The sequence below is a fragment of the Rhodococcus sp. YL-1 genome (assembly GCF_001942025.1).
GTDB classification, from domain to species: Bacteria; Actinomycetota; Actinomycetes; order Mycobacteriales; family Mycobacteriaceae; genus Rhodococcus_F; species Rhodococcus_F qingshengii.
This window is the reverse complement of sequence record NZ_CP017299.1, coordinates 2,683,974-2,707,132: the sequence shown is the minus strand read 5'-3', so window position 1 is coordinate 2,707,132 and position 23,159 is coordinate 2,683,974. Positions and strand designations below refer to the sequence as shown.

The following is a 23,159-nucleotide window of genomic DNA, read 5'->3' as shown; positions in this document are numbered from 1 at the left end:
GGCACACTGGACGTAGTGAGCAACCGTCCGCAAGTCCGCGAAACCGGCAACCTTCGACCACTCGAGTTGGCAACGGGTGCCGTCATGGCCGGATTCACGGTCGCGTTGTCCGTCATTGCCACGGTCATCCCCATGGCCAGCGCCCTCAACCTCGTGGCCGCCGTTCCGATGGGAATTGTTGCCCAGCGCTTCCGAGTCCGCGCCGTGACGACGGCCGGTATCTCGGCCACGGCAGTCGCCTTTGTCGCGGCGGGTTCGGGATCTGCGGCGGCGGTCGCATTGAGCGCTCTCCTCGGCGGAATCATCGGTACGGTCAAGCGGCGCGGTCTCGGCTTCGTCTCCGCATTGCTGTCGTCATTGGTCATCGGGCCCGCGCTGGCGTTGTTCTCCATAGTCCTGTTGCTTGTTCTCGCTCCGCTGCGCACCTTGTTGTTGACCTCGCTCGAGAACACCGCGTTGGGCGTGGCCGAGATCTTGAAGCGTGCCCCCACACTGGTCGGCGCAGCCGAATGGATCGAGAACAGCATCGGCTCGATCATCGACTACTGGTGGTTGTGGATCGGCGTGTCCATCATCTCCGGAATCGTCCTCAGTACCGTCGTCTCCTATTTCGTCCTCGGCGCCGTCCTCGACCGATTGGCTGCACTCCCTTCGGCCGACCCGCTCCAGACAGCACCCGACGACCGTCCGATCGATCCTCTGCCGGTCACTTTCGATCACGTGGGCTTCACCTATCCGGGTGCAACGACACCGGCCCTCGTCGACGTCAACTTCACCGTGCGACGAGGAGAGTTCGTCACCGTCGTCGGCCACAACGGCTCGGGCAAGTCCACACTCACCCGGTTGCTCGCCGGTCGCGCGCCGACTGTCGGGACGCTGACGAGACCCGGGTCCGCCGGTCTCGGCCGACACGGCGGAACCGCCGTCGTCCTCCAACGACCCGAAAGCCAGATCCTCGGAACCCGCGTCGCGGACGACGTCGTCTGGGGGCTCCCCCCCGAGTCGCATCCCGACGTCGATGCACTGCTGGCCGAGGTGGGACTCGCGGGCATGGGTATGCGTGAGACCTCCGGGCTGTCCGGTGGCGAGATGCAACGTCTGGCTGTTGCAGCCGCGCTGGCGCGGCGCCCCGCTCTGCTGATCGCGGACGAAGCCACCGCGATGGTCGATCAGGCCGGCCGGGAGGAATTGGTCTCGCTCCTTGCCGAACTTCCGCGACGCCACCCGATGGCCGTGGTACTGGTCACCCATCACCACGCCGACACCCGCAACGCAGATCGGGTGATTCAACTACAACGCGGACGGCAGATCGATCACCAACCCGGTTGGATGACGTCGACGTTCGGGGGTCCGCCGTCTGCGCCGTGGCCGGTCAGCACTCGAGCTGTCCTCCAACTCACCGATGTCACCCACACGTACAACGACCGGACTCCGTGGTCGCGGCGCGCACTGTCGGACGTAAATCTCACAATCGGCGACGGCGACGGGCTGCTGGTTCTGGGCGGCAACGGTTCCGGTAAATCGACTCTGGCCTGGATCATGGCGGGCTTGATCGCACCGAGCAAGGGAACCGCAGTCTTCGACGGCAAACCCGTCTCACGCCAACTCGGCACCGTCGGTCTCACGTTCCAGCATTCGCGACTGCAGCTGCAACGCCGAACCGTCGCCGAAGACATCGAGGCCGCCGGAGGTCCGGAGATCGGATCGGTGCAAGTCTCGTGGGCGCTCGACGCCGTCGGACTCGACCGTCACATCGCCGGCCGCAGCATCGACGAGTTGAGCGGCGGACAGATGCGACGCGTCGTCCTGGCCGGTCTCCTCGTGCGCCAACCGCGGGTACTCATCCTCGACGAACCGTTGGCCGGTCTCGATCCACCCGGTCGACACGAAATCCTGAACGTACTCAGGTGGATTCGTCGGAACGGAACCGCAGTAGTCGTCATCTCCCACGATGTCGACGGCATGGACGCCGTGTGCAGCAGAACAATTCGACTGTCGGAGGGTCGCATCCTCGACCCTGCCGCCAGCAGCGCCTTGGAAGGATCGACGACGTGACAACACTTCTGCGCGAAGTCCCGACTTCATCGCCGATCCACCGATTGTGGGCCGGAACGAAGATCGTTGCCGTCGTTCTCGTCAGCATCGTGGTCGTGACCGCTCCGTCCTGGCCGGCGATCGGCGTCGTACTCGGATTGTTGTTGCTGACCGCGGTGATCGGACGCATCCCCCCGACTGCAGTTCCGCGACCTCCGTGGTGGTTGTGGGCGCTGATCCTGCTCGGCGCGTTGATCAATCTTCCGATCGGCCTCGACGCAGTCTTCATCTACCTGCAAGCTGTGACGTTCGGTCTTGTATTGCTCTGCGTCTCACTGATGTTGGCATGGACCACGTCGATGAGCGATGTGGCGCCGGCACTGGCAACGCTCGGTAGACCGCTGCGATTCCTCAAGATCCCGGTCGACGAGTGGGCGATCGCGACGGCCCTCTGCATTCGTTCACTTCCGCTCTTGATCGACGAGATGCTCACCCTGGTGGCGGCGCGACGACTACGCCCGAAAGCTGTGGTGAACAGCGCTGCCGACAATTCGATAGTCGATCTGATCACCACGACCATGTCGGTGGCAATTCGGCGCTCTGCCGAGATGGGTGAAGCGATCTCCGCTCGCGGGGGCACCGGTTTGATCGCGGCGTACCCCAAGCGCCCTCAGCTCGCCGACCTGTTCGCGCTGATCGTCGTCATCGCCGCGTGCGTCAGCGCGGTTGTTTTGACTCTGGTTCTGCGCTGATCGGATCACCGCTGACAGAATTTCCCTGGGCGATGATCGCAGAACCCATCCAGCGCCGTAGGTATCGCCGCAGTTCCTCGTCGCTCCGCTTCGGGTCGCCGGGCGCGAGGAAAAACGACTGCATCGTCCGCAGGACATATTCGACCAGTTCCTGAAGTGATGCGTCGTCGTATCCGAAACGCACCCAGTCCACGTCGAAGCGGGTGATCATCGCCATTCCGAAGGCCTGCGCCTCCTGAGAGGTCAGACCTTCGGGATGAAGACTCGAATTCGTGCTGGTGAGCAGAATGCCGAGATGCGGCGTTCGGTGGACCTGGGTCAGGGTGTAGACGACACCCTCGGTCATCGCCTCGACGGGATCTTCGATGCCGCTCACGTGTGTGGTGAGCCGATCGAGGTAGCCGTCGACCGACGCGATTGCAGCTGCCCGCATCAGAGCGTCAGCGCTGGGGAAGTATCGATACACGGTCTGCCGGATCACGCCCAGTGACTCGGCGACGTCGCCGATGCTGATTTCCGAACTCGTCCGTCCGATCAACTCGACCGCGGCCTCGACAATGCGACGAGACGCATCTTCGTCACTGTCCGGTGGATTGCCGCCCCACCCACGCCTTCGTGCCACTGCCCACTTCCTCGCTCGAACGAGGCTCGAACCATGTCTTTGCGCTCGAAGTCCAAGAGCCACAGGCTAACACAGGCAGGTTTTGCATCTGCGCCCCTCGAATTCACTACCCTCGCCGAAAGTGAACATACAACTGCACACCAATATGTATGATTACCGCCACACGTGGCTTCGAGTGCCAGAGCGGCCACCTGACCAGCCCCTCCGAAAGACGAGGTTCGACAAGTGACCAACCTTCAACCCCGAAAAATGGACTTCGGATTCGAGGATCAGGACGTTCCCTTCCTGTGGAACCCGGAGAATCCGGCCTGGTCGAGCATGTCCAACGCGGTCTCGTTCCTGGCCATCGGTTTCGAGAAGATGATCGTGAAGATGATCATGCAGACCAAGTCGCGGATCAGCGATCCTGAAGTGGCCGAGGAAGCCGTGGCGTTCATGCGTCAGGAAGGCCATCACTCGACCGCGCACCGCCAGCATGTGAAGGCTCTGATCAGGCGCTACCCCGGACTACAGAACACGCTCGACGCTGTGATCGGTGAATTCGATCTACTGACCGAGGCGACCTCGCTGAACTACCGGCTTGCATACACCGCGGACCTGGAGGCGACCTTCACTCCGGTGTTCAAGCTGATGCTCGACAACGAGGCGACCTTGTTCCGCCCGGGAGACGACCGCGTCGCGTCGCTGTTCATCTGGCACTTCGTCGAGGAGGTCGAGCATCGCAGCTCGGCTCTGATCATCTTCAATTCCGTTGTCGGAAGCGAGCTTTACCGGATGCGGATGGCACCGTCGATCTTCGCGCACGTGATGAAGGTGATTCGTATCGCCTGCGCAGGCTTCAACCAGCACGTTCCGCTCTCCGAGCGGCAAGTCGACTCACTGTCGATGTTCGCCACCCACCGCACCAAGCAGAAGATTCTGACGTCGTTCGCTCCGTATCTGACCAAGGGCACGATGCCTCGCGCCTTCGATCACCTTCAACTCGGAGAACAACTCGTTGCACTCGGCGGTGTCTTCCGCAGCCAGATGCCCAATCACAACCCGGACCACGAGAAACTCCCCGCACTCGCCGACCAGTGGTTCAAGCGTTACGACGACGGCTACGACTGCACACGCTGGTACACCGCCGAATCTCAGGCACAAGCCGAGTCGATCACGTCAGGGGCCAACTGATGGCAGAACACTGCTCCCCCACGTTTTCCCAGCTCGCAACAGAACTCGGTTTCTCCTGTCAGGAAGCAGGTGGACTCGTCGAGTTCCGTAACCCGGCGGCGCTGGAGAACTGGACCCTGCCCGTCCTCGAATGGACCATCATCGTCGGCTCGGTGCTCGCACTGGTCCTGGCGATCGTGCGGTTGCGCCGCAACGGCGACCCCACCAATCTGGTTCTCTGGTTCGGCGCCACCGCCTACCTGTTCATCATCGAGCCTCCGCTGTACTTCCCGGCGGCGTTCGGCATCGAAGAACAAGTGGACACGATGTTCGCGCACAACGTGTTCACCGTCGACTTCATGTGGGGTCGACTGCCGCTGTACATCGTTGCCATCTATCCACTGATGGCGACGTTGGCCTTCGAAATAGTCAGAATGCTCGGCGTTTTCCGCAAATACGGTCCACTACTGGGCGCTGTCTGCGTCGGCTTCGTCCACCATGCGTTCTACGAAATCTTCGACCACCTGGGGCCCCAGTTGCGGTGGTGGGAGTGGTCGACGTCGAACCCGATCAACCAACCCATGTTCGACGCGGTTCCACTTCCCAGCGTGGTCGTCTTCGCCGCGCTGTGGCCGATGTCGTTGGCATTCTGCGTCCAGTACTTCGTCGGACGGCACGTCGATGCCGGCAAGCACTTCTCCGGACTTCAATTGGTATGGCGCACCATCGTGATCGGCCTGCTGGCCTCGCTGGGTACGTTCATTCTCCCGCTCCCGGCGACGGTCTTCGGTATGGGAAGCGACACTGTCCGCGGGTTCCTCTACGCCGCTGAACTTGCAGTCCTCACAGTGGTCGCGATCGTGGTTCTCGTCCGCCAATGGACGCACCTGCGCTCGGCAGAATCGAACACTCCTGCACACACCAACAGGTTCGTGCAGATCTACAGCGTGGTGTACCTGGTTGTCATGGCCGTCCTGTGGGCGAGTGCGCTTCCCGACTTCTTCGACGCGGTCGACGGTTCCACCAGCGCTGGAGATCCCATCGGGAACCTCTGGTACACAGTGGCGTGCTTCGTCATCGCAATCCTGTGCGTGAGCGCAACTTTCACCATTCCGAAGCGGAACTCCGAGACGGCCGACGCCGAGCTCCTCGGGGCAAACTCAGCGACTCCGGCTACCTAGGCGACCGGGACGAGACCGCTCGGGTCTCGTCCCGGTTTCTCGGTTTCACGGGACGCGGTGAGTCCACTCTTCGGTTCTGAACTTCGTGTCCACCAGCTTGCGCGCCTGCTCCAACTCCGAGTCCGTGTAATCGCTGTCGTGGGTGTCGTATTGACCTCGGAAGTGCTGCGCAAACGACTCCAGGATTGCTGCACGCGTCATTCCGGTCTGCGAACGCAGCGGATCGACGCGCTTGGCCGCACTCTTGGTTCCCTTGTCCGACATCTTCTCTCGTCCGATTCGCAACACCTGCGTCATCTTCTCAGCGTCGATGTCGTAGGCCATGGTCACGTGATGGAGCACAGTGCCGGACGCGAATCGCTTCTGAGCGGCGCCGGCGATCTTGCCCTTGTCCGAGGCGATGTCGTTGAGCGGCACATACCGAGCGTTGATACCGACCTCGGCAAGCGCTCCCATGACCCACTGATCGAGAAACGCATAGGACTGCTCGAAACTCAAACCCTCGACCAATGACGCCGGTACTGCCAACGAGTACGTGATGCAGTTGCCCGGTTCCATGAACATCGCGCCGCCACCGGAGATTCGGCGCACCACCCCGATGCCGTACCGCGCAGCCGCCTCGGAGTCGACCTCGTTACGCACGGACTGGAACGATCCGATCACGACCAAGGGCGAGTCCCAGTCCCAGAAACGCAATGTCGGCGGACGCTCACCCGATGCGACCTCACGCGCGATGACCTCGTCCAGCGCGACGTGCATCGCGGGATCGAGAACCACCGGCGGGATGAGGTCGAAGGTGTGATCCGCCCAGCTCGTGGCGTGGCCGAGTGCGCGCCGGATCGCGATGCCGACCGACTGCGGCGTGAAGCCGATCATCGAGACGGACTCGTCGAGCGCAGTGGAGATGGCATGCGCCAACTGTTCTGCATCCGAGTCGGCGGGCATTCCGCGCAACGCCGCGTTGATGTCGTCGAGCGCGCTGTCGGGCTCGAGGAAGAAGTCCCCCGAGACTGCGACTTCGGACAGCCGACCGTCCGCCACCTCGACGTCGACCGCGACCAGTTTTCCACCAGGAACCTTGTACTCTCCACGCATCCGTCCAGCCTATCCCTGCGGGATTCTCTGCGGTGAGCGCCGTCGAAGATCACACCGCGCGCGCAGTGCGCATCTGTTCGGAAGGCAGGGCGACCAAGTAACCACACCTGTAAGTCGCTGCGGGGCTGCATAATCGCGCGGACGGGACCGCACGTGTCGACCCCTGGCAATTTGGCCGAGCAACGGCCCTGCTTCTGCCGACAGGCGAGATGATCTCTGTGGTGGGAGGATTGCCGCAACGAGCCAACTCCCTGGCGAGCCACAACGGAGGTAGACATGAAGGTCCCGGCGTTCCACTCGACGGTTCCTTCGGATCTCGACGTCTATCACGACAACGAAAGCTGCATTTTGGCCGCGCGCATCGCAGTGTCCCATCGTGCGCCCGGAGTCGACGGCCGACCGTGGTGCACTGCGTGTGCGTCTTTGGACTGACGAGCGACCACCAGTTCACTCACACCCACGTCGCCGATTCGGGGACAACCCCGTTGGCCCGAGCATTCGCATCGATGACAGCGCGGAGCCACAGTGTCAGACCGGTCTCGACCTGCTCGTAGAACGCGGTGAATCTCGGATCGGCCACGTACATCCGTCCCAGACACACCTGCATCGAATGTGTGCAGTCGAAGTAAACCCCGATCGACGCTCGGTGCCGTTCTGCCAGCGAATTCGCCTCGGCGCTTCCCGGTTCGACTCCGGACCGGCACGCCAGCGCCAGGTCTTCGTTGAGCATCTCGACGCAGTCGGCAATCTTCTGCCAATCCTCAGCGGTCCTACCCGCCGACCGTTCCGCGTGCTGCGCCCACTGCGCACTGTCACCCCAACGCTCGTGCGCCTCAGGTCCCCATGACGGCTGCCAGTGTCGGCCGAAGATCGAGACCTGCTCGTGTGCCGGCAACAGCACACCCGACTTCCTGGCATCGATGATGCGATCCAAGGACTCGCCCAGTTCCTCCAAGTCGGCTATCCGTTGCCGCAACTCGGCGCGCTGCCCACGCAGCGTCTCGTCCACGTGGGCTGCGGGCGCATCGAGCAATATCCCGATCTCGTCGAGCGACAAACCCACGTCACGGTAGACAAGCACCCGGCCGATGCGGCCGAGGTCCGCGTCGGTGTACAGCCGGTAGCCCCCGTCACTGCGCCCGGACGGGCGCACCAAACCGATTGCGTCCCAATGATGAAGGGTACGTACGGTTATGCCTAGTCGTGATGCGGCAGCACCGACAGTGAGAGCACTGTCTGCCTCGTCTCCGAAGAGTTGGTCCGTCACGTGATCCAGTCTGACAGACGCGGTTCGGGAGGCCACAGCGTCAGACCTCGGTTCAGTCGTCGGGTCCGTCAATTCCCATCCCTCGCAGATGCTCGGCCTCGGCACTGTTCGGGTCGTACGGACGAGCGGCCGTCATGATCACGCGCGCGTTCTCCGGTGTCACAATCTCCAACTCCAGTGAATTCCACGGCTTCAGATGTGGACCGCTGGTGCATCCGGGCCGCAATTCCTCACACGCCTGTGCTATCTGGTCCATCTGACTCAGCACACACGCAAAGCTCACACTGACGGACGGTGGTGAATCTGCACATTCGCCGGGCACGAGCAGAACGTCTTGAAATGCCCAGCGTCGCAGGTGCGTCAGTCGATACGGTACCGAAAAGAGGTCGAAGAAACCGAGCCCACGGATCCAGAAGTCGGCCGATTCGGCCAGATCCGATGTCGGAACCGACACGAACATGGGCATTCCGTAGAGACCTCGGAACTGTTCCGGAGGCACGGCGTCTATTGCGGGGACAGGGACGGGGCTGATGTCGAATGCTGGGTAAGTATCGGTCATGAAGTCATCGTGAGCCCTCACGCTACGTCAGGGTCAAATCGTGTGAAATCCGATCGAACCAGATTGCGCGATCACACCGAGCGTGCGAATGCGCCGTCGTCTGCGAATACCCGTTGGGCAAAGCGTTCGCCGATGAGACGGTGCGTCGCAGCGTCCGGATGGAGCTGATCGGGAAGCGGCAACTCTTCGTTCTCGGCCGCACCATAGAGATCGCACCCGTCGACGTAATGCAGATTGGGATCATCCGCCGATCGCTGGGTTACGATGCGCGCCAACTCTTCCCGAATAGAGCGCAGCGTCAGCTTTCCGGCTGCGCGCTCGGCGGGATCGCCGGTAGCAACGAATCGCATTTCGCCTCTGGCAAGCGCGTCGAAATCGAATGCACCAGGTCCAGGCGTGTCTTCGTGAATCGGGCAATAGACAGGCGAGACGACCAGCAGTGGAGCCACTGGATGGCCGTCGCGGACCGTGTCGAGGAAGCCGTGCATTGCCGACGTGAAGGCCCGCAGGCGCATCACGTCGGAGTTGACCAGATTGATGCCCATCTTGATGCTGATGAGGTCGGCAGGAGTGTCTCGCATAGCGCGGGCGACGTACTGGTCCAGCAGAGCGCTGCCGCTGAACCCGAGGTTGATCAGATCCACGCCGCCGAGGGAGGCTGCGAGAGCAGGCCAAGTGCGGGAGGGACTTTCAGCGCCGGAGCCTTGACTGATCGAGCTTCCGTGATGGAGCCACACATCACGCTTCGTGCCGACTGCGAGTTCGAGCGGGGCGTCGGTTCGCAATGCGACAAGTTCGGTGGTTTCGTTGTGCGGCAACCAGATCTCGACGGTCTTGGATCGCGCGGGCAAGTCCGCGAAGCGGATGGTGCTGACGGGTCCGGATTGTCTCTGAGCGGTACCGGTCGCCATGTCGATCGTCACCGTGTTGCCACCCTCAGCGATTGCGTGCCCGGTTGGTTCGCCGTCGACGATCAGGTCGTACACCCCTTGCGGCCTCGGCGGAGCACCGATGTAGATCATTTTCGTGGGCAGAGTGTCGAGTTCGATGGCCGTAGCGCTGGTTCGGAACACCAGCCGCACTCCGGACGGTTGTGATTGCGCCATTGCCATCTGCCCGTCAGCGAATTGCGTGCGAGCTCTGGCAGGCAGACGGTGTGTCAGCACACCGCGTTCGGTCCGCTCGAGCTCGAGGGCTCCGCGCACGACGTCCTCGGAAATTGCGGTAGTAATCCAGCTGCTCTGGCTGTTCATCTCATTCACCTGTAGATAAGTTGCGAAGGTTTTAACTACAGCACACGGTAATTTGCCTATACTATTTAGGCAAGCGGTTTCACTTCTCGACGAACAGGACCAACGGACATGCCTCGCGCAGGACTGACACCCGAACGCCTCGCCGTGGCGGGCGCCGAATTGGCCGACGAGGTGGGCTTCGAGCAGGTGACCGTATCGGCGGTCGCCAGAGCGTTCGACGTCAAGGTCGCAAGCCTGTACTCGCACGTGAAAAGTTCGAACGACCTCAAAACCAGAATCGCGCTGCTTGCCTTGGAAGAGATGGCCGACCAGGCTGCTGACGCCGTGGCCGGTCGGTCCGGCCGCGACGCCTTGACCGCCTTCGCGAACGTGTACCGCAACTACGCGAGGTCACACCCTGGTCGGTACGCCGCGTCACAGATGCGCCTCACCCCGGAGGCCGCGGCCGCGAGCGCGGGTTTCAGACACTCGCAGATGATGCGATCGATTCTGCGCGGGTACAACCTCACCGATCTCGATCAGACCCACGCAGTTCGGTTGCTCGGCAGCGTTTTTCATGGGTACGCCAGCCTCGAGCTGGGTGGATCGTTCAGCCACAGTGCACCGGACAGCGCCGAAAGCTGGGCAAGAATCCTCGAGGCTCTCGATTCGATGCTGACCAATTGGCCAGCGTCGAGTCCATGACCAGTCGTGATTCTTGCGCGCCAAGTTCTTGCGCCACTTGGTGATCGCACACGGCCAAGAAACCTCGGGCCCACCCCAGGAGCGGCGCCACACAATCGCGCGCTCCCGCAACCACAGGTCGCACTGGGACAGAAGAAGGTCCGAGTAGGCAAGAAGCCGGGCGTGGAGCTCCGCTTAGAGGAGAAGCTTGGCGCGCAGAGAGTCGACAGTGCCCTGGTCGACGCCGAGGCCCTCCCGTACGTAAGTATCCATACCGCCGTAGAGCCGGTCCACCTGTGCATACGCCGCATCGAGCCACGACAGGTCCACCGCGTCGTCCCGGCCCAGGTACGTGTTCGACGCCATGAAATCGGCACTGATGAACTCACGCGGGACACCCAGAATGGTCAGCAGGATCGCGGTACCCCAGCCGGTGCGGTCCTTCCCTGCACTGCAGTGGTAGACGGTTGCGCCGTCGGAGTTGTTCGCGATCGCAGTCAGCAGGTCACGGAAGGCGACATCGGAACCACGGTAGTTGACCATGAACGGGTAGCCGATGCTCTGGCCGATGTTCGAGGTTCCCTTGACTGCGCCGTCGATCAACGCGCGACCGAGGGTCAGGGGAACGAACTCGTGGAACGCGATGCCGTGTTCGATACTGACGACGTCGGCGACCTGGTAGGTGACCCCGGCGGGGATCCGATCGGGATCCTCCGCACGTTCGGAGGCGTTGCGCAGGTCGACGTCGAGGGTCAGGTTCGCGGCGGTGAGTTTTGCCAGATCAGTCTCATTGAGCGAGCTGAGCTTGTTGGAACGGAACACCAGGCCTGTCCGGACGGTCCTGCCGTCGGTAGTCCGATACCCGCCGATGTCGCGGAAGTTCCGCGCCTCGTCGAGCCTGATCTCGGCCGCGGACGGCGGTGGGATCTCCGGCAGCGGCGGTTGCTCCCCGGACGATCCGAACTGACTCGAACCCAATTGCAGGTCGCCGCTCGAGGCGGAGGCGAGTGTGGGGCCTGTCAGGGCCGCACCCATGGCGACCAGCGCAGCGAGGGCGATTCCGAAAGGGCGCGCCCCTCGGCGGCGCGTGTAGACAGTTGTCACCTTCATCCTCTCATTCGCTGTGCGGGATACCCCGCGCCCCGCAAACTCCCGTGCGAGATTACAAGGGTGGCACGCTCCTCGTCCCGACTTTGCTCCAGAAACCGGACATGTGTTCAGGTGCCCGGCCAGCCGCCATCCGGCAGGAAGAAACTCTTGCCCGTCACTGCGTCGCCATCGACCACGCCGGGCCCGTTCGAACGACAGACCGCGGCCGCGCCCGTGCTTGTCACTCCGACTCGCCGTCGAGACATTGCCCAAGCCAGGCACCCATATCCGACGCAGCGCGGCGGGCAACAGGCGTTGGATGGTTTGTAAATCCATGCGGGACATCAGGATAGAGACGCAAGTCGACGTCGTTTCCGGCCGCCGACAGTCGCGCCACCATGGCAAGGTTCTCTGCCAGGACCACGTCTTCTGATCCAACGACAACGAGGGTCGGCGGCAGGCCGCTGAGGTCGCCGAATGTCGGAGAAATATCCGGGAGAGTGCGATCATCGACATGGCCGACGTAGGCTTCGATGAAGTATTCGTCGCTGATGGTGCGGCCCGCGGGAGTCTGGGCACTGACGTCGTACGTACCCGCTTCCAGCACCGCACCCGAAAATGCCTTGGCCAGACCTCGATCACGAAGGCGCAGCAACGTCGTCGTCACCAAGGTTGCTCCCGCCGACATGCCACCGATGGCGAGCCTGGTCGTCCCGAACCGTTCGGCAGCGACCTCAAGCAGCCACAAGGCGACTTCCTCACAATCGTCCGGCGCTGCCGGCCAAGGGAATTCCGGTGCAAGCCGGTAATCGACGGTAACCACTACCACCCCGACCTCGTCGGCAAGTCTCATGCTTCGGGCGTCAGCGCTGGCCGCTGAACTCATGTAGAAACCCCCACCCGGAAGATACAGATAGACCCCGTTGACATCGCCGTCTTTCGGAGTGACTACGCGCACCGAAACGGATCGGCCCTCGATGTCGAGTGCGTGTTCAACAGCCCGGCTCGCCGTGGGATCAACCACCCTGGATGCTCGCACCACAAGCAGTTCCTGCAGGGAACTCGGACCGACACCGGCAGGCCGCGACGCATAGAACGCTCGCGTACTCGCCAAATCGTCACGAGGCATTTGTTCGATCAGATCAGTCAATGCAAGCTTCACCAGGGCTCCCTCGGGTCGAGACTTGTCGACAATGATGACACCTCCAGCAGGAGCACGTGTCCGACGTGTTCTCGGCAACGCGGGGCCGTGACAGGTATGAGCAAACCGCGCCGGAAAGAGGTCTTCTCACGCTAGCCTCGACTCGGAATTGGACGTTTGTCTAGAAAGGTCGATGGATGCGTGCGCTGTTGCTTGCCACCCTCGCAATCCTGGTCCTCCAGATTGCAACTCCGGCGGCGAACGCTGCACCACCGGATCCGGGCTGGACTCTCCCCCAACTGACCGTCGCAGATCGAACGATCAAGGACGTCGACGGACGAACGGTGTTGCTCCGCGGCGTGAACGCCAACGGTCTCAATGACTACGCAACCAACGGCACCGGTCTACCCACCGTTACGCCGCTGGGAAGAACGGACTTCGCGCAGATGGCAGCGCTGGGCTTCAACGTCGTCCGACTCAACGTCGCGTGGTCCCTCCTGGAACCGATCCGCGGTGCATTCGACACTGCGTACGTCGACCGCGTTCGAGTAGCGGTCGAGGATGCAAAAGACCACGGCATCTACACCGTTCTCGACATGCATCAGGATGCATGGGGCCCGTACGTCGGCACCCCGAGCGACCAGTCGTGCCCGTCATTCATGCGGCCGGGAGTCGGCTGGGACGGCGCACCCGAGTGGGCAACCCTGACCGGCGGATGGACAACCTGCAACATCGGTGGACTCAGGGAAGCCGCACCCGCGATCGCCCATGCCTTCCAGGCGTTCTACGACGACGAGCAAGGAATCCAGAGTCGCCTCGTCGCGACGTGGGCGCGGTTGGCTGCCGAGTTCAAAGACGAACCAGCTGTAGCCGGATACGACCTGTTGAACGAACCGAACCCCGGCCTGCGCGATCCATTCACGGCAGCTGATCAGATCGGGCAGTTCTACAAGCGGGCCACCGACGCCATCAGACAGGCCGAAGCAGGAGGATTTCCACACCTCGTGTTCTTCGAGCCCAGCGCGATCTGGTCGGCTTTCGGCCTCGACGCGCTGCCTTCACGCCATTACCTGACCGATCCCCTGGTGGTCTTCTCGCCCCATCTCTACAGCGAATCGATAACGGTCAGTAGCGAATTTCCCGGAATCGAAGACGGATTCAAGATCGCCGACCTCGCTGCCGCCTGGTACGACGCACCGTTGTGGACAGGTGAATGGGGTTGGTTCGGCGACGCCGACGAGCAGAGAGCAGACGTCGACCGCTTCGTCGATGCCACCGACAGGTACCGGATGGGCGGCGCGTGGTGGTCGTGGACACAAGCGTGCGGTGACCCCCACCCGGTTCGCGACGGCAATACCCACCAGCCGCAGGGAAATCTGAATCGCATCGACTGCCCGTCCGGTGAATCACTCGGGCTCGTAGAGGGATTCGCCGCGCCACTCTCGCGAGCGTATCCGCGGGCAGCGCCCGGCTCGCTGACGGAGGTATCGCGTGACGGGTTTGACGGGAGCGGCACCGGACGGGTCGAGGCCTGGTACCCCGGCACCGACCGGCCACAGCTCGAGACCACGAATCTCTCCGACGTCCGACTGTCCCCGATCGAGGGCGGATGGCAACTGATCGGTCACGCCGACGGCGACTACGCGGTCAAGCGCGCCTGATCGAACGATCATCCGGGAATCGCGCGTTCACACCACGCGAAAGAGCGGGTATCAGAAGATTCCGCCAATTCCCTTGCCGATCAGAACAACTCCGACGACCAAGATCAACACACTCATCACCGTGGTGTTGTTGTCCTCGAGCCAGACTTTGAGATAGGCCAATGGCTTTCGCAGGCGATCAGCAGCCACCAGGTATCCGATGACCGGGATCGCGACAGTTGAACTGGCGATGACCGTGAATACGAGAATCGAGGTGATCGCTCCGCTGGTCGCCAACGACGCCGAGCCGATCGACACTCCGGCCGCGATGCACATGAGCAGGTTCTTCGGGTTGATCGCGGCGAGCGCGAATCCAAGGCCCAATCCCTTGACCGCGGTCATCTCGTCGACGGCTTGCATCCACTTCGGTGTTTCGTGCTCGCCGCTGCGCCCCCGCCACTGCTTGACCCCGACGGCCAACAGGAGGACACCGAGAGCTAGTTTGATCCACGAAACCGTGGCGGACGGTCCGTCGTCTGACGTGCTGACGGCACTGGACAAGATGACGAAAAGAACTGTAGCGATGAAGATTCCGAGTAACCAGCCCACCGCGAACCCGGCGCTGGTGCTACCCGCTCGCTTGGAGAGCAACATCAAGATAGTGGCGATGACGGCCACCGGCGACACGGCGACACCGACGGCCAATGGGAGAAGTTCTCCGACAACGGAACCCATGTCAAAACTCATTTCTGATTGCAGCAAGCAGGATAGGCGGTAGGCGAGAAAAGGCGCCCCTGTCCGCCACGGCGGACAACAGAGCACAGCTGATACCGCTGCGCGACAATGCTGACACTGCGAGCGCCTGCGTAGTTGATGCCTCATTCGAAAGGGATGAGTGCCTGAACCGCAGGCCTCGATTCCCCACCGAAGATCGCGAAAAGACTTGGCTAACGGTGTGTCGGCTGCGCTCGCAGCAGAGCGCAGCCGACATCATCGAGGAGGATCACCAGACACAATCTCGAGTAGTGACCTCACGCGTAAAGACGGGTTACTTCGCGCAGCCACTGCCCTCGAACGCGAGCTTGGACGTATATTGCCCGTCCGGCAAATACTCTCCCATCACGGCCTTCTCGTCGCCGGGCGTCTTGGTATCGTGTGCAGCGTGGCTGAAGTCCTTGGCCGGCAGCATGTTCCGCATGATCAAGAGGGAATCGTCGGGATGCCCTGCGCCGTCACCGGCCGGCGAGAGCGAAAGCCATGACACCCCACATTCCTTCGTAGCGTTTGCGGGTCGGTCTTCAGGGAGCGACGCGACAATCGTGTAGCGACCATCCGCATCAGTGGCCATCTGCTCGTCGAACAGACACGTCGCTACCTTCGTCGTTGCCAGCGATTCATTGCTGCACATCGACCAGAACCGCATGTCGACCGCGCTGTCGAGATTCTTTGCGCCGCCTGTAGTCTTCGGAGTCCTCGGCAACTCTCCCCGAAGTACTAGAACTTCGCCGAACCCACGGTTGACTTCGGCTGTGACGTAGCTGTTGTCGATGTTGGAGTACTGCCCGCCCACCCGCTGGGGTGTGCCATCGCATTTGCCGAGATAGGTACAGCCGAGCGTGAACTCGGCGCTGTAGTACGCCCGCCAGACTGGTGCCTGCTCGGAAGGGAATGTCGCAGGCTTGCCCGGTTGGTCACGCAATGCCTTGTACGTGTCTAACGGCAGCGAAGCCGGCTTCAAGATTCCGTTGTCCGCACCGACCGCTGAACACAGATCCTGCCCCCGCAGCACTTGACCACCGGGAAGGTGCAGCTCTGGCTCAGGCAGTCCAACGCCGCCGGTGAGATCACGCCCGTTGTCCGGCAGGTAGATGCGATAAAGCAGGCTTATCCGGTCCTGACCTGGCACACCGGCATACAAGGTGTTGGGTTTCGGCTCAACAGGCGAGGCCTCGTTGAGGACGGAAGCCGTGTACGACCTGGCACTTTCGTTCGATCGATCGGCACCGGGAAGATAGGTGTTGCGCGAACCTGCGTCGGGAGCTGTCGAAATGTCATTGAGGACGGCGGTCGGCATCGCGGTTGCCGCGTTGTACGAGTTCAACGACTGATAGCGCGCATGCGCATACTGCCCTCGGATAACCAACTCGGCGTTCTCGGGGATTGTGAACTGCGCAGCCCAGTAAATCGCCGCAGTGTCAGGAAAGGCGTAGTTGAGCTGTGGGTCCGCGCGCTCGGGATTGATCGGCACGGACCAGAAGCAGGTCGACACCGGATGCTCGACGTCCGGTCCGCCGGATCCGAAATCGACAGAACCAGATTCGGATCCGCTAGCCGAACCGGTTCCTGATCCGGATCCGCTCGACGAACCGAAATCGACAGATCCGACCGCCGGCGCGGCAACCGCGGACCCAGCCCCGGCAAATACAGTGATCGCGCTCAGCGCCACCGCAGCTACGAGTGTTCTTGATGAATGCATCGCGCTCCTTGTTAGATAGCTGACAAACAGTGATAGAACGATCTAGAGCGAGTACTCCCGGTCCAACGACGAGAGACCGTCACGAGGTCCGCACTCCGCACTACTACTTGGTGGGTTGAAAGTCGTTCGTCAGAGCGCCGCGAATCGCGTCGGTGTCCGACTGAGACCAGTTGTCGGGGTGCAGGATCCGCGCCCACATGTCCGCCGCCTCGGCACCGTAGTTGTGCCCGTGACCTGGCGGAACGTCCGCCGAGAAGACCATGTCGAGTGTCACCTGCCAGAATGTCACGAACGGTATCCACGTCATTCCCGGATCGACATCACGGCCGAGAGGCTCGGCAAGCCAGTCCGGCTTGTTCAGAAGCAGGTCGAAAGACCACCAGACAATTGGGTCGCTGGCGTGCTGCCAGTACATGACGCGTGAGTCGTTCCACGGCGCATCCAGTTCGAGATCCTCCGGATAGGCAGCGAAACGAATCGACTGCCCGTCGTCGATCACCGGCACGGCTTCCCGTGAGCCGGAGTCACGACTGCTGGTGATCTCCTGCCATTGAGCGGTGAAGTTCGGAGTCCCCGACCACAACGCCCCATCCACCCGCGTCGCCATGTCCTGTGCTCCCGCGAACGCGGCCTGCCCCCCGTACGATCCGAGGCTCTCGCCGAAAACGACAAGCTTGGGGCGCTTGTCGAGCGGCAGATCGATCCACTTCGCATAGACAGAGTTGAACAGCGCCCGGCCTGCGGCCATCGGGGTTTCGCGATCGGCGATGAATGCCAAAGGGCTGGGAAGGAACGAGTACTGCATCGCCGCGATGGCGGTGTCGCCGCCCTGGACGTATTCGAAAGCGGACGCCACGTCGTCGTTCACCCAGCCGCGGCCGGTGGTGGTCACTACTGCCAGGACGGCACGGTCGAAGCCGCCGGTGCGCTCGAGTTCGTTGACGACCCGCTGCGCGACACCGTCGACGGAATCCGACGACTCACGGCCGGCGTACACGCGGATGGGTTGCTTCGCGTCCCGGCCGGTCAGCGCGGAAATCTGCACCGCAGACGGCCCGCTACCCATGAAAGTGCGACCCTCCTTGCCCAGCGAATCCCATGCCTCGGCAGACATGGGTGAACCACTGCGTTCGGCGATCAGAGGCTGGTCGATACCATCGGGCGTGTCGTTGTCCGCGCCGGAGAAACTCCAGTTCGCAAAAGCGATGAGCCCGTTGTAGAGGGCACCGTTGACGACGAAGATCGCCAACGCGAAGACGACGACCAAGCTCGCGACTTTCGCTGCTTCCTTGGGAACAAACCGCAGAGCAACTGCAGCGAGCCCTCTGGTGAGATACCGCAGACCACGACCCACCTCCAACAAGGTCAACCACACCACCAGCGAAATCAGCAGCACCAGAAGATAGTTCGCCCGGTTCACGCGAGGCGCCTCGACCAGATCACGGACGATCTGCTGCCACCACGAACCCAAGATCAGAAACAGAGGCACCAATATCACTGCCAGTACGGCGAGTACGGCCCAACCGATCCGCTTGGTCCGGTCCGACCATCTCGGTTCGACTCCGCATTTGCGGATCATCCACGCCACGCTCACACCGATGCCGTACCCGGTGGCGACGGAAATACCGGTTGCCACGCCCTGCAGGTACCACGCGCGCGGTAAGAGGGACGGGCTCATCGAGAGGACGAAAAACACCAGACCGAACGACAACCCGACCGAGTGCAGCGTTTTGCCGTAGCGCCGCACACCTTCCCACACACGTTTCATGCCCGAATCGTAAGTGCGCCAGAAAGATGAAATGCGCCTCTCATCCCTTTCGAATGAGGCGCGAACTACGTCGGTGGAAAGTGCTCGCTATTCCGCGTCATGCACCGAAAAGCTTCGGCCCAACGGCAATCACGGGCGAACACCGGTGGTGCCTTGACAGATTTCGCACACGCGATTCCGCGTACACTGTGTGGGGTCAATCCACTCAGGACGTACAAATTCGGCGCGATTCTCATGGCGGCAAAACGAGGAAACCTACCGATCGAACTGAGCAGTTTCGTCGGTCGTCGGTCCGAGGCCAAAGAAGTCCGACGCCTGCTGTCGGACTACCGGCTTGTGACCCTTACGGGCCTGGGTGGGGTCGGCAAAACCCGCTTGGCGCTCCGTGCCGCCGATGATTCCTCCCGTGCGTTCCCCGGGGGCGTCTGGTTCGTCGACTTCAGCGAACTGCGGGAGCCGGCACTTCTCGATCAGACGATTCTTGCCGCACTCGGAGTACAAGACCGATCTACGCGGTCACCGCGATCGGTACTGATCGGCCGTCTCGTCGACGAACGTGTCCTGCTTGTTCTGGACAATTGCGAACACCTCATCGGCTGGGTTGCCGACACCGCCGCCGAACTTCTCCGGTGCTGTGCCCGATTGGCACTTCTGGCGACCAGCCGAGAACCGCTCGACATTCCCGGCGAGATGGTATTACGGGTGCCGCCTCTGCGATTTCCCACCGAGGCGCCGTCGCCAACCGACACCCGTGATGGTGATGCGATGATGCTGTTCGAGCAGCGGGCACGTTCCTCCGTGACGGACTTCCGCATCACCAGCGAGAACAGCGCGGCTGTGGAGAAGATCGTCCGCCGGTTGGAAGGACTACCACTGCCGATCGAGTTGGCGGCTGCCCGACTGAGGGCGATGTCGGTCGATCAGATCCTGCAAAAACTCGACGACCGCTTCCAACTGCTGACGCGGGGCAGCCGGAACGCTCCAGCGCGTCAACAAACGCTTGCACAGAGTATCGACTGGAGCTTCGCTCTGTGTACGCCGCCGGAGAAGTCGTTGTGGGCGAACTCGAGCGTATTTGCGGGTAGCTTCGATCTCGGGTCCGTCGAAGGAATTCTCGCCGACGAAGCACAGAACGACGACTTGGGCGATCTCGTGATGTCCCTTGTCGACAAGTCGATCCTCATCCGTGAACAAAACGGCTCTTACGTCCGCTACCGCCTACTCGAGACTCTTCGCGACTACGGGCGTGAACTGGTGTCAGTCGACGAGTGGGTCTCGCTGCAGCGCAGGCACAGTGAGTGGTTCAGGCAACTCGTCTTCCGCGCCGGAGTCGACTGGACGGGGCCGCACCAAATCGATTGGATGACGCGGATCGACCGCGACTTACCCAACGTGCGCACCGCGTTGGAATTCGGTCTGACCGAACCCGACTCGGTCGAAGCCACATTGCGTACCGCAAGTGCCTTGCATGATTACTGGCTTGCACGTGGTCGATTCAACGAAGGTCGCTACTGGTTGGGTCGCGCCCTGGCCGAGGTGCCCGAACTGACCGAGGGCACTCTCGATGAGGCGGTAGTCGAGGCCGCCGCGACAGGCGCACTGCTGGCAGCCCTCCAACGAGATATCGCTTCGGCGACAAGCATTGCCGAAGAGGCTCGGCGACAGGCCGAGATGCAGCGGAACGACGACGGACGCATACTGGCGCGGTACACGCTCGGATTCGTCGCGGTCGCCGACGGCGATCTCGTGCGCGGCGCCGAGTACCTGGAGCAGGCTGTCGCAGCATTCCGGGCAAACGACGACATCGCCCGTCTGGTACCCGCGCTCTACTGGTTCGCCTTCGTCGTCGACGCACTCGGCGAAACCGACCGGGCTGCAAGTATTTACGAGGAGGAGTTGGCCCTCACCGAATCGCGCGGCGAAATCTTGTGGCGGTCGATGACGATGTCGGACTACGGATCCGCCCTGTGGCGTCATGGCAACCACGCTCGCGGTATCGAGCTACTCGAAGATTCTCTCCGATTGCTGCGAGGGCTGGGTAACCAGTTCGGATGTGCATGGTGCCTCGAGGAAATCGCGTGGACGCTTGTCGACCGGGACACAAAGCTGGCAGCCACACTGATGGGAGCTGCCGACACGCTGTTCACCGCCACGGGCAGCCCGATGGACACCTTCAGGAGCATGGTCCCGTACCACGAAAACAGCGTGACCGAGGCTCGTAACCGGATCGGAGACAGGGTGTTTCAAACAGCATTCGCTCATGGACGAGCTCTGACTCTCGACGACGCAGCGGCCCGCGCGCTGAGAGAGCAACCGCCCGGTGGATCACCGAAATCGGCGGCCGACGAAGTGCTGACTCCGCGGGAGCAGCAGGTGGCCGAACTCGTCGCACAGGGCCTGACCAACCGAGCAATCGCGGACAAGCTGGTCATTTCTCAGCGCACTGTCGACGGCCACGTCGATCACATACTGAACAAACTGGGGTACGGCTCGCGCACCAGGATTGCGGCCTGGGTGCTCCAGCGCACAAACGACTTCCGCAACCCTTCGACCTCGTGACGGTCCGTGTCTCCGATCGATCGCGGCGCGGCGGGTAACCCGGCCGAATCCTGTCGCAAGAATCCGACTGTCGAAAGTTTTCTCAGCCTTCGTGATCAGCGAGAGTCCAGTGTCCCGCACCGCGCAGTTCGAGTTGTCGATTGTGAAAAACGTCGAGGGTGCTGCGATGCCCGACGCTGACAATGATGCTGTCGGGCAGTTCACGGCGAAGGATGTCGTAGAGCGTGTACTCGAGGCCTTCGTCGATTCCGGATGTCGCCTCGTCGAGAAATGCGGTTCGCGGTCGGATCAGGAGGACTCGGGCGAACGCCAACCGTTGTTGTTCGCCCGGCGACAGAATTCGACTCCAATCAGCCGGCTCGTCGAGCCGACCGATCAAATGTGCGAGATGCACCTCGGCGAGCGCATCGTGGAGCCTGCGGTCGTCGAAGTTCGAGCGCCCGGTGTTCGGCTGACCTGAGGGCAACTGGTCCGGATATGCCAAACCCGCGCGCAGAGAACCCAATGGTAGGTATGGCCGTTGTGAGAGGAACAGGACGTCTCCGACCGGGGTGGTCACGGAACCGTTTGTGTACGGCCACAACTGCGCGATGCTGCGGAGCAGCGTGGTTTTGCCGCTACCCGACGGACCCTTCACCAGCAGTGCATCGCCGGGCCCCAGTGACATGTCGAGTTCGGAGATCAACGCCTCACCAACCGGCGTGCGCACGTCGAGTCCCCGAACAACCAAATGACTGCCAGCGGAGAACGCGTCGAGCACGGGAAGTGCGCGGGCACGTCGATTGGCATCGGCGAGCCCGGTCAAACGGATCAGTGTGGCCCGGAAACTTGCAAAATCGGCATAAGACTCTCGAAAGAACGACAACGAATTGTGCACCTGGCCGAATGCTTGAGCAGTTTGCATCACGTCGCCGAAAGTGATCTGCCCGCTGAACAATCGAGATCCCTGGACCAGAAACGGAAACACCACCGCTGTCTGATCCACTGCCAGATTGAAGCCACTGAACTTGAGCGTCCGGAAGACGATCGCCCACATATTGCGGATCACTGCAGCAAAACGTAGTCCGAGCGTGCGTCGTTCGACGTTCTCTCCGCGATAGAAGGCGATGCTTTCGCCGTACTCCCGTAGTCGAACCAACGCGTACCGGAAGCTGGCGCCGAGTTTCTCGTTCAAGAAGTTCAGCATGATCAAAGGCCGGCCGATCCAGAATGCGAGTGCCGTGGTCACCAACACGTAGATGTAGACGAAAAAGATCATCGCTCGCGGAATCTCGGCACCGAAAACAGTCAAGGGACCGGACAGATCCCACAGGATCTTGGTGAAGCTGACGATCGAGACCATTGCGGCGACGGCGCCCATGGACAACGTGCGGGACGACGTCGCGAATGCGGTGATGTCTGCCTGAATACGTTGGTCCGGATTGTCGACCGGGTTCTCCAGGAAGTTTCCGCGATAGTACGCGCGGCCGTCGAGCCAATCGTCGGTCAATGTGTCATTGAGCCAACTGCGCCAATTGATATCGAGTGTTTGGCCTACCAGGTAGACGACGAGTGAGCTAGCGACGTGGACTGCGGCCAATATCGCGAACACTCGCAGGTAGTGCCAGAAAGCGGTTTCGTCGAGGTTCTGAATGGCGTCGTAGAAATCCTTGTACCAGTACGAGAACAACACCGTCACGCGGACACCGAATATCGTGAGCAGCAGCAGTAACGCGAGAATCGACAGCGGAATGACGGTGCGCCGGGGATCGAAGTAGGGCCAAGCCATTCGCCGAAACTGGTTGCCCCAGACGGTATACCGAGCAAGCAGCAGCGCGGTGACGACGAGAACCGCTACCGTGATCGCATATGCCTCTGCCAACCACAGTGCGCTGTCCGGTACCGCGCTACCCCAATTCACCGTAGCCT

General features: G+C 61.9%; 19 protein-coding genes. 8 read left to right on the top strand and 11 right to left on the bottom strand.

Features of this window, described 5'->3' with window-relative positions; all coding sequences use genetic code 11:
* Positions 1–15 precede the first annotated feature (15 nt).
* Both BH682_RS12690 and BH682_RS12685 read left to right on the top strand, forming a co-directional pair.
* A complete protein-coding gene (locus BH682_RS12690) occupies positions 16–2,055 on the top strand; it encodes an ATP-binding cassette domain-containing protein (protein WP_030535578.1) in 2,040 nt (679 codons plus the stop codon).
* A complete protein-coding gene (locus BH682_RS12685) occupies positions 2,052–2,786 on the top strand; it encodes an energy-coupling factor transporter transmembrane component T family protein (RefSeq protein ID WP_042450697.1) in 735 nt (244 codons plus the stop codon). Before BH682_RS12690 ends, BH682_RS12685 begins: the two co-directional genes overlap by 4 nt.
* On the opposite strand, the gene BH682_RS12680 is transcribed toward BH682_RS12685, so the two are convergent.
* Positions 2,752–3,408, bottom strand: a complete 657-nt coding sequence (locus BH682_RS12680; RefSeq protein ID WP_007735111.1) for a TetR/AcrR family transcriptional regulator — start codon at positions 3,406–3,408, stop codon at positions 2,752–2,754. The genes BH682_RS12685 and BH682_RS12680 overlap by 35 nt on opposite strands.
* A 225-nt stretch (positions 3,409–3,633) precedes the next feature.
* Here BH682_RS12680 and BH682_RS12675 point away from each other — a divergent pair, with 225 nt between their 5' ends.
* On the top strand, positions 3,634–4,581 hold the full coding sequence (locus BH682_RS12675; RefSeq protein ID WP_030535581.1) for a metal-dependent hydrolase: 948 nt from the start codon (positions 3,634–3,636) through the stop codon (positions 4,579–4,581).
* On the top strand, positions 4,581–5,741 hold the full coding sequence (locus BH682_RS12670; RefSeq protein WP_064073671.1) for a DUF7802 domain-containing protein: 1,161 nt from the start codon (positions 4,581–4,583) through the stop codon (positions 5,739–5,741). Before BH682_RS12675 ends, BH682_RS12670 begins: the two co-directional genes overlap by 1 nt.
* Before the next feature lie 45 nt (positions 5,742–5,786).
* On the opposite strand, the gene BH682_RS12665 is transcribed toward BH682_RS12670, so the two are convergent.
* The gene (locus BH682_RS12665) at positions 5,787–6,836 is read right to left on the bottom strand and encodes a lipoate--protein ligase family protein (protein ID WP_003942269.1); all 1,050 of its coding nucleotides are present in this window, start codon (positions 6,834–6,836) and stop codon (positions 5,787–5,789) included.
* Positions 6,837–7,112: 276 nt separating this feature from the next.
* On the opposite strand from BH682_RS12665, the gene BH682_RS36365 reads away from it, so the two are divergent.
* A complete protein-coding gene (locus BH682_RS36365) occupies positions 7,113–7,268 on the top strand; it encodes a hypothetical protein (RefSeq protein WP_003942131.1) in 156 nt (51 codons plus the stop codon).
* 19 nt (positions 7,269–7,287) lie between these two features.
* On the opposite strand, the gene BH682_RS12660 is transcribed toward BH682_RS36365, so the two are convergent.
* From BH682_RS12660 to BH682_RS12650, 3 genes are all read right to left on the bottom strand, one after another.
* Positions 7,288–8,103 (bottom strand): MerR family transcriptional regulator, encoded by an 816-nt coding sequence (locus BH682_RS12660; RefSeq protein ID WP_054188592.1) that lies wholly within the window; start codon positions 8,101–8,103, stop codon positions 7,288–7,290.
* A 52-nt stretch (positions 8,104–8,155) separates the two neighbouring features.
* Positions 8,156–8,662 (bottom strand): glycosyltransferase, encoded by a 507-nt coding sequence (locus tag BH682_RS12655; RefSeq protein WP_075833017.1) that lies wholly within the window; start codon positions 8,660–8,662, stop codon positions 8,156–8,158.
* A gap of 71 nt (positions 8,663–8,733) precedes the next feature.
* Complete coding sequence (locus tag BH682_RS12650; protein WP_075833015.1) at positions 8,734–9,915, bottom strand: GDSL-type esterase/lipase family protein; 1,182 nt, start codon at positions 9,913–9,915, stop codon at positions 8,734–8,736.
* A 108-nt stretch (positions 9,916–10,023) separates the two neighbouring features.
* Here BH682_RS12650 and BH682_RS12645 point away from each other — a divergent pair, with 108 nt between their 5' ends.
* A complete protein-coding gene (locus BH682_RS12645; RefSeq protein ID WP_030535586.1) occupies positions 10,024–10,599 on the top strand; it encodes a TetR/AcrR family transcriptional regulator in 576 nt (191 codons plus the stop codon).
* 174 nt (positions 10,600–10,773) lie between these two features.
* Here the strand turns inward: BH682_RS12645 and BH682_RS12640 are convergent, their stop codons facing one another.
* Both BH682_RS12640 and BH682_RS12635 read right to left on the bottom strand, forming a co-directional pair.
* Positions 10,774–11,688 carry a tyrosine-protein phosphatase gene (locus tag BH682_RS12640; protein ID WP_007735104.1) on the bottom strand — a complete coding sequence of 305 codons (915 nt, stop codon included), beginning with the start codon at positions 11,686–11,688 and terminating at the stop codon, positions 10,774–10,776.
* Between the two features lie 220 nt (positions 11,689–11,908).
* A complete protein-coding gene (locus BH682_RS12635; RefSeq protein ID WP_058038674.1) occupies positions 11,909–12,829 on the bottom strand; it encodes an alpha/beta hydrolase in 921 nt (306 codons plus the stop codon).
* Positions 12,830–13,005: 176 nt separating this feature from the next.
* Here BH682_RS12635 and BH682_RS12630 point away from each other — a divergent pair, with 176 nt between their 5' ends.
* Positions 13,006–14,469, top strand: a complete 1,464-nt coding sequence (locus BH682_RS12630; protein ID WP_058038673.1) for a glycoside hydrolase family 5 protein — start codon at positions 13,006–13,008, stop codon at positions 14,467–14,469.
* Between the two features lie 51 nt (positions 14,470–14,520).
* On the opposite strand, the gene BH682_RS12625 is transcribed toward BH682_RS12630, so the two are convergent.
* From BH682_RS12625 to BH682_RS12615, 3 genes are all read right to left on the bottom strand, one after another.
* Complete coding sequence (locus BH682_RS12625; protein ID WP_058038672.1) at positions 14,521–15,183, bottom strand: GAP family protein; 663 nt, start codon at positions 15,181–15,183, stop codon at positions 14,521–14,523.
* 313 nt (positions 15,184–15,496) lie between these two features.
* Entirely contained in the window at positions 15,497–16,924 is a 1,428-nt protein-coding gene (locus BH682_RS12620; protein WP_058038671.1) for a hypothetical protein, read from the bottom strand.
* A 103-nt stretch (positions 16,925–17,027) separates the two neighbouring features.
* Positions 17,028–18,692, bottom strand: coding sequence for an alpha/beta hydrolase (locus tag BH682_RS12615; RefSeq protein WP_047271397.1), 1,665 nt, complete (start codon positions 18,690–18,692; stop codon positions 17,028–17,030).
* A 234-nt stretch (positions 18,693–18,926) separates the two neighbouring features.
* Between BH682_RS12615 and BH682_RS12610 the strand changes: the two genes are divergently transcribed.
* Positions 18,927–21,251: an ATP-binding protein gene (locus BH682_RS12610; RefSeq protein WP_058038845.1), complete on the top strand. Its 2,325-nt coding sequence runs from the start codon at positions 18,927–18,929 to the stop codon at positions 21,249–21,251.
* 82 nt (positions 21,252–21,333) lie between these two features.
* On the opposite strand, the gene BH682_RS12605 is transcribed toward BH682_RS12610, so the two are convergent.
* Positions 21,334–23,151: an ABC transporter ATP-binding protein/permease gene (locus tag BH682_RS12605; protein WP_075833013.1), complete on the bottom strand. Its 1,818-nt coding sequence runs from the start codon at positions 23,149–23,151 to the stop codon at positions 21,334–21,336.
* Between the last annotated feature and the right edge of the window lie 8 nt (positions 23,152–23,159).